Raw genomic sequence first — 7,579 nt, 5'->3', positions numbered from 1 at the left:
TAGAGCGCTTTCCCTCCTGTTTGTGTATGTTGTGGTGACTACCATTATACAGGATTTGGGGAGGTGCTCTATTTTCTTGAGATATTACACTTAGAGCCGCAAGGGCTCGGAATTATGAAATTAACTCGTATATATAGAAAAGTTACTTTTAAAGCTTAGTGCTTTGGTACAGAGTCAGCAGAATAGAATTTCACCGTTCAACTACTCGGAATCTACTATCTTTCAACTCCGTAATACTGCCCATAATCACTTTCCTGTTGAACTTTGACATTATTCAGCACAGCACCGAGCAAGCGAGCTTTTGTCGCAGTAGTAATGGCTTCTTTTGCTTTAAGCGCATAGGCCTTTTCGGTCTTTCCTGAGTTCACCACTAAAATTGTACCTTCGCATTTATTCGCTAAAATCACACTATCTGTGACAGATAATACGGGTGGTGTATCAAAGATTAGTAAATCGTAGGTGTCTAAGGCGTGTTCAAGAAGAAAATCCATATGATTCGAACTCAGCAATTCTGCAGGATTCGGTGGAATTGGACCAGATGGCAAAAGGTCTAGGTTTTTAATTTCAGCAGGCTGAATTGCCATTTTCAATGCGATTTGACGACTCAATACCGTTGAAAGCCCTCTTGTATTGGCAATATTAAATGTATGGTGCATAGTCGGTTTTCTCATATCAGCATCGATGAATAAAACTTGCTTGCCTTCTTGAGCAAAAACAATCGCTAAATTCGAAGCCGTAGTTGACTTTCCTTCCGAATGAGAAGCCGATGTGACGACCAACGAACGGATATCTCCATCAGGAGAAGTAAAATGAATATTCGTTCGCAATGTTCTAAACTGCTCTGACACGCGTGATTTGGGATTAGTAAAGGTATTCAATTTTCTGTTTTTCACTTCTGATTTCTTCTGTTGTCCGACCATTTTTATGCCTCCCTACGCTTAAAGGCAATCGGCTCATTAGCCGGGATGTCCTCTTCTTCATTCATCGGTGAAATTGCTCCGAGGACCGGTATTCCTAAAACGTTCTGAACATCTTCTTCACTTCTGAGTGTCGTATCCAAATAGCGTAAGATCATGGCCATGGCCATACCAATTAGAAGTCCGACAATTGCGCTAAGCAATATGTTTAATGGAGGATTTGGCGATACGGGTGCCTGACTTTCTGTGACTACGGCCGGTGATAAAATCGAAACATTATCGACATTCATTAGTTCGATAATTTCAGCTTCAAAAATTTCAGCAGTTTTATTTGCGATACCGACAGCTACAGCAGGATCTGCATCCATCACCATTATATTGAGCAGCTGCGAACTTTCCGCGATTTCCACATTCACTTTTCCTTGTAACTCTTCGAATGACATTTCTAATCCCAATTGACTAATCACTTGCTCGAGTATCACCGGACTCTTAATAATTTCACTGTATGTAGCGACCAATTGCAAATCGGCTTCGATGCTTTGACTATCTACTACTACTTCACCGCGCTGTTGACTAATAAGCAACTGAGTAGATGTTTGATAGATGGGTGTAACTAAATAATACGATACCAATGCCGTGATAATCATAGCTACAATTGTGACAGTCAAAATCAAGCGAATTCTATTTTTTAATATCCCATAAATTTCACGCAAGCTAATCGTTTCTATCATTTCGCCAAACCTCCTTTCATTTAGAAATAGGGAAGCGTAAAGATGATACCGCTCCAATACTCACTTTCTCAACCCTTTTCGTGTAGACCCAGCTATGGGACATCAACTCAATTATTGATGTCCCCGAGTTCCGATGTATCGCTTATCTTCTTCTGCAAGGACCTTATGTAGATTCCATGCGTCGGTTGTCTCTAATTCAACTAAGGAATTCGCTTGAAGCGTGAGTTCATGTATCAATACGCATCTTTCGAGCCGAATAGCACCAAAATAGTTTTAAAAATCAGTTTGATATCCATCGTTGTATTTCGAGTGCGAATATATTCCAAATCCATTTCAACCCACTCCTGAAAACTAATATTACTCCTCCCGTTAACTTGCCAAAAACAAGTCAATCCTGGAGTTACGCTTATGCGTTGCTTTTCATAATTTGTGTATTGTGCCACTTCATCTGGTAACGCGGGTCTTGGACCGACAACCGTCATATCGCCATTGAGTACGTTAACTAGTTGAGGCAATTCATCAATACTCGTTTTTCTAATGAATTTCCCGATTTTAGTAATTCGTGGGTCGCTCTTGATTTTAAATACAGGCCCTGAAGCTTCATTTTGCTGCTGCAAAGAAGCTTTTAAGTCTTCTGCATTGCAGACCATTGATCGAAATTTGTACATATCAAAGGTTCCACCATGCTTTCCTACTCTTTTCTGCTTGAAAAATACAGGACCTTGGGGATCTTCCATTTTAATCAGCAGACCGATAAATAGAAACAAAGGCATCAACATAATCAGCCCCACTAGCGAACCGACAATATCAAGAAAGCGCTTCGTGTACAAATAACCATTGCTCGTATTTGTTTTTACGCTTTCAAATACCGTTTCGCTATACCTTATATTTAGATCTATTTTTTCTTTTTCAGGTGCGGACACTGACATTTGAATCACCACTTTCATTATAAATTCTCGTTATTATTCAGATGGACGCCACTTCAGCTATTTTTGCTGGAACAGATCTACCAATTGAATAATAGTCAATCCCGTTTCTCTCCATTTCCTTTACAGAGAAACAATTTCTTCCGTCAATAACGAGTGGCTTTTTCATCTTTTTGAATACTGCTAAATCTACATTTTTAAATTCATCCCAATCCGTCAATATTAATGCGGCATCACTATTTTCAATAGCTTCTTCAATTGATACCGCATATTGAACGAGCGGATCTAAAATGGATTTCGCATTAGTCATTGCGATAGGATCGTATGCCACAACTTCTGCACCTTGCTTGATTAATTCTGTCGTCACAAGAATCGAAGCTGATTCTCGTAAATCGTCTGTATTTGGTTTAAAGGCCAGTCCCAATACGGCAATTTTTTTACCCAGGATATTCGGAAGGCAGTCATTTAACTTTCCAATCAAGATTCCCTGCTGTTTTTTGTTGACATTAACTACGCCTTTTAGCAACTCGAATTCATACTCGACATTTCCCGCGATTTGAATTAATGCTTTTGTATCTTTCGGGAAACAGGATCCTCCGTAACCAATTCCAGCTTTTAGAAACTGACTCCCAATTCGTTTATCCATCCCCATACCGTTTGATACATTTTCGATATCTGCCCCTAATAATTCGCAAATATTAGAGATTTCATTGATAAAACTGATTTTAGTTGCTAAAAATGCATTGGACGCATATTTGATCATTTCAGCACTTTTTATATCGGTTTTAAAAACAGGTACCTGGAACGGCTGATTGATCTGCTCAATTAGGCTAGCTGCGCGTTCACTGTTTGCGCCAATAACAATGCGGTCTCCGTGAAATGAATCATAAATGGCCGATCCTTCTTTTAAGAATTCAGGATTCGAAACGACCTCGACCTCTATATCACTGGTCAAATGACATTGCATGATTTCACTAATCATGTTATTTGTCCCGACTGGCACCGTGCTTTTAATGACGACGATGACATTGTGATTGATACAGTCAACAATATTGTGCGCCGCCTGAACCACAAAGGATAAGTCAGCAGAGCCATCACTTTTTTCAGGAGTTCCAACAGCAATGTAAATCACATCCGCTTGCTGGATCCCTTCGCGATGGTTGCTAGTAAAACTCAACCGCCGTTCATTGATATTTTTTGTCATTAATTCACTAAGTCCCGGTTCATAGATAGGCGATATCCCTTGTTGCATTTTTGCAACCTTCTCTTCGTTGACATCTATACAGCTAACTCGATGACCAATTTCAGCTAAACTTACGCCGGTTACTAGCCCGACGTATCCCGTTCCTATGACAGCTATTTTCATACCGTTCCCCCCGAACTAAAGTAGTGGTGCAGCTGATTTTCCGGCCATTAATTCTTTAATAATGTTTTCTACGTCTTTTCCAAATTCGGGGCTATCTAAAGCGAATTCAATGGTTGTCCGCAAAAAGCCTAGCATTTCACCCACATCATAGCGCTTGCCTTCAAAGTCGTAAGCGTAGACATTCTGCACTTCGTTAAGTTTTTGGATAGCATCGGTTAATTGAATTTCTCCACCGGCTCCAGCACTTTGTGTACCAAGAAAATCAAAAATTTCAGGTTCAAGAATGTAGCGTCCCATAATCGCCAAGTTTGAAGGGGCAGTTCCCAAAGTTGGCTTTTCCACAAAATTGCTAACCTCGTAGCAGCGTCCATCGATTCCACTTGGATCAATGATTCCATATCGATGCGTTTCATGTTCCGGAACTTGCTGGACCCCAATAATAGATGATTGCATTTTATCGTACTGATCAATTAACTGCTTTAAGCATGGTTTTTCAGCTTTTACAATGTCGTCCCCCAACAGCACCGCAAAAGGTTCATTTCCAATAAACTTACGCGCACTCCAAACCGCATGTCCAAGACCTTTTGGTTCTTTTTGACGAATGTAATGAATTTCTACATTTGAGGTATGTTGAACTTTTTCAAGAAGTTCAAATTTACCTTTTTTAAACAAATTATCTTCGAGTTCAAAATTTTTATCAAAATGATCTTCAATGGCACGCTTTCCTTTACCCGTAACAATAATGATGTCTTCAATTCCTGATGCAATCGCTTCTTCGACAATATATTGAATAGTTGGCTTGTCTACGATTGGCAGCATTTCTTTTGGCATCGCTTTCGTTACTGGAAGAAATCGAGTACCAAGACCTGCTGCTGGAATAATTGCCTTGGTCACTTTTTTTGTCATAGTATTCACCCGCCTTTCGATTTTTCAGGACATCGATTTCTTTTTTCTACTCGACGCGAACCTTACTGTTATCAAAAAACAGGTTCTTTTGCGTGTAGCGCTGACCAGTGCCTCGTTCATCATCGATAATTCCTGAATTGTAGTTTGAAAAATTTAACTCGCAAGACTTGAACAGTTTGCGATACTCAGCAAAAGTTCTTGTAAAGCGCAAATTATTTTCAGTTACTTTTAAATATTAAGATAATTGCAATTGTGTTTAAGTATGAGATACGATCATCTCTAGATTTCCATCAATAAAATAATTACCGATAGTCGCTGGCACAATAAAGTTATCACCTTTTTTTACTGTGGAAACACTTTCCTCAGTTACAATTTGACCTGTACCATTGATAACACTGACTAGTAGAAAACGAGTCGTTAATGGGACTTCGACCTTTCCACCAAGCTTCCAATGATAAACCGTAAAGAATTCTCCTTCAATTAAGCGAGTAGACTCTAGATCTGTTAGTTGTTCTTTTAAATTGTCTTGTATGACTTGCCTATGTGGACAAGTCATCACAGCCAATGCTTGTTCCAAATGTAATTCCCGTTTTTTTCCTTGTTGATCGATACGGTCATAATCATAGAGACGAAATGTAATATCAGAACTTTGTTGTGTCTCCAAAATCACAATGCCTTTACCAATCGAATGCAGCGTCCCACTCGGAACATACACAAAATCTCCTTTTTTCACTTTGAGACTTTGAAACAACTTCCCCCATTCTCCTTTGATCATTAGCCGCTGAAACTCTTCTCTCGATTGAGCTTGATGCCCAATAATAATTTCGGCATCTTCTTCACAATCCAAAATATACCAACATTCTGTTTTTCCACTAGGCTTGTCAACAAGCTCTTTAGCGTATTGATCATCGGGATGTACCTGGACGGACAACTGGTCATTTGCATCGAGAATTTTTACGAGTAACGGAAACTCACTATCGGTGACTCTTGAACCGAATAACTGTGGGTAATTCCACCATACTTCCGATAGGCTCATTCCTTGCAGTTCACCATTCATGACAATAGACGGTCCATTTTCATGAGCAGATATGACCCATGCTTCTCCTGTCGTCTGCGAAGGAATATCGTAATTAAACAATTCCTGCAGTTTGCCTCCACCCCAAATTCTTTCTTGAAAAATCGGTTTTAAAAAAACCGGTTCCTTATACATGAGATCTCCTCCCATCATGGAAATAGCAAGTCACTTATACTTAAAAATTTTCTTACATTATCCATAGCGAGCGATTAACTTCTCTTTGCAAATTTCTTCAATTTCTTCCCATTCATGCGAAGTACGGAAAATGTCTTCTTCAATCAGTTCACTACCAGTTTGAACTTCGATAATTTCCATATTGGTTGTGGCCTTTAATGTATGCTTAGCACCTAAAGGAATGTGAATGACATCGCCCGTTCTGACATGGCTTAATTGATCATTAAAAACAAAAATCCCTTCTCCTTTAACAATGGTCCACACTTCACTGCGTTTATAATGCATTTGATAGCTAAGATTTTTCCCTGCATTTATGCCCAGCCGCTTGATCAATACTTCATTACCTTCTGCATACCGCGTATATTCCAATACACGGTACCACCCCCACCGTCGCTCTTCGTACATCGGACGGCTGTTAAAGCCTTCTACATATTCTTTTACTTTCGTACTAGCGTCTTTATCTGTCACCAAAATCCCATCTGGACTTGCTGCTACAACAACATTACTTAATCCAAGCAAAGTGATTGGGATGTCAAGTTCATTGACAATATGAGAATTTTCTACTCCTTTGCCAATAACTCCTTTGCCTGTTATTTGGACTGCCATTTCATCTGTCAGCGTATTCCAAGTACCTAAATCCTTCCAATACCCATCATAGGGCAGCGACACAATATGAGCTGTACGTTCAACAACTTCATAGTCAAAGCTGTTTTTTGGAAGACGGTGATAGTTTCTCAGCAGTTGAGCGTACTCGATTGGCATTCCTCTTTCTTTTAACAGATCTATGATATAGCCCAATTTAAAGGCGAATACTCCACAATTCCATAAAGCATGTTGTTCGATTAACTCTTCCGCTTGCTGCTCAGTTGGCTTTTCTTTAAAGTAATCTACTGTCAAATAGGAATTATCTTCTTGATTTTTTGGGATAATGTAACCGTATTTTGCAGAAGGGTACGTTGGTTTCACTCCCATTAATGCTAAATCTGCACCAGACTCAAGCAATGCTTTTTCCAGATCCTGAACACGATTAAAAAATCGATTCTCAACATAAGGATCCACTGGCAGCATTCCTACCACTTCATCCAATCCGCACTTCTGGACAGAATAGAGATAAACAGCTGCAAGAGCGATTGCTGGAAATGTATCTCTTCTCTCTGGTTCAGTAACGACATGAACCTCTTGCCCCAATTGTGTTTTGATCATATCTATTTGTGAGCTACTCGTAGCGATAATGGAGTTTTCAGCCATTCCTGTTTGCTCGATTTGTTTCCAAACCCGCTGAACCATAGAAACTTTATTGCCATCTTCATCACTCAATACTTTAAGAAACTGCTTTGACCGTGCATCATTAGAAAGCGGCCACAAGCGTTTTCCTGACCCTCCTGATAACAAAACTAATCTCATAGTAAGTCCTCCTTCTCTCTATCCAACTCCATAAAAAATAGTCCTTTATACTTATTTAACAACTAAAATAATGAACCCGT

At 39.5% G+C, this 7,579-nt stretch carries 7 protein-coding genes; all 7 read right to left on the bottom strand.

From position 1 onward, the window contains the following. Positions 1-215: 215 nt before the first annotated feature. Positions 216-920, bottom strand: a complete 705-nt coding sequence (locus tag QMF37_RS13130; protein WP_283478483.1) for a CpsD/CapB family tyrosine-protein kinase — start codon at positions 918-920, stop codon at positions 216-218. Positions 921-922: 2 nt separating this feature from the next. Next, the gene (locus QMF37_RS13125; protein WP_078080628.1) at positions 923-1,648 is read right to left on the bottom strand and encodes a YveK family protein; all 726 of its coding nucleotides are present in this window, start codon (positions 1,646-1,648) and stop codon (positions 923-925) included. Between the two features lie 233 nt (positions 1,649-1,881). Further along, entirely contained in the window at positions 1,882-2,595 is a 714-nt protein-coding gene (locus tag QMF37_RS13120) for a sugar transferase (protein WP_283478482.1), read from the bottom strand. Between the two features lie 19 nt (positions 2,596-2,614). After that, positions 2,615-3,940: a UDP-glucose dehydrogenase family protein gene (locus QMF37_RS13115; protein WP_283478481.1), complete on the bottom strand. Its 1,326-nt coding sequence runs from the start codon at positions 3,938-3,940 to the stop codon at positions 2,615-2,617. Between the two features lie 15 nt (positions 3,941-3,955). Further along, positions 3,956-4,846, bottom strand: a complete 891-nt coding sequence (gene galU / locus QMF37_RS13110) for a UTP--glucose-1-phosphate uridylyltransferase GalU (RefSeq protein WP_058384612.1) — start codon at positions 4,844-4,846, stop codon at positions 3,956-3,958. A gap of 256 nt (positions 4,847-5,102) precedes the next feature. Further along, positions 5,103-6,056 (bottom strand): mannose-6-phosphate isomerase, class I, encoded by a 954-nt coding sequence (gene manA / locus QMF37_RS13105; RefSeq protein ID WP_283478480.1) that lies wholly within the window; start codon positions 6,054-6,056, stop codon positions 5,103-5,105. A gap of 57 nt (positions 6,057-6,113) precedes the next feature. Then, complete coding sequence (locus tag QMF37_RS13100; RefSeq protein ID WP_071153314.1) at positions 6,114-7,499, bottom strand: sugar phosphate nucleotidyltransferase; 1,386 nt, start codon at positions 7,497-7,499, stop codon at positions 6,114-6,116. Between the last annotated feature and the right edge of the window lie 80 nt (positions 7,500-7,579).

This window comes from Planococcus sp. S3-L1 (assembly GCF_030063085.1).
Lineage (GTDB): Bacteria > Bacillota > Bacilli > Bacillales_A > Planococcaceae > Planococcus > Planococcus kocurii.
This window is presented reverse-complemented; position numbering and strand designations above follow the sequence as displayed.

Coding starts and splice junctions, on each gene's coding strand:
- QMF37_RS13130 (WP_283478483.1), bottom strand. CDS start 920: ATGGTCGGACAACAGAAGAAATCAGAAGTGAAAAACAGAAAATTGAAT.
- QMF37_RS13125 (WP_078080628.1), bottom strand. CDS start 1,648: ATGATAGAAACGATTAGCTTGCGTGAAATTTATGGGATATTAAAAAAT.
- QMF37_RS13120 (WP_283478482.1), bottom strand. CDS start 2,595: ATGAAAGTGGTGATTCAAATGTCAGTGTCCGCACCTGAAAAAGAAAAA.
- QMF37_RS13115 (WP_283478481.1), bottom strand. CDS start 3,940: ATGAAAATAGCTGTCATAGGAACGGGATACGTCGGGCTAGTAACCGGC.
- galU (WP_058384612.1), bottom strand. CDS start 4,846: ATGACAAAAAAAGTGACCAAGGCAATTATTCCAGCAGCAGGTCTTGGT.
- manA (WP_283478480.1), bottom strand. CDS start 6,056: ATGTATAAGGAACCGGTTTTTTTAAAACCGATTTTTCAAGAAAGAATT.
- QMF37_RS13100 (WP_071153314.1), bottom strand. CDS start 7,499: ATGAGATTAGTTTTGTTATCAGGAGGGTCAGGAAAACGCTTGTGGCCG.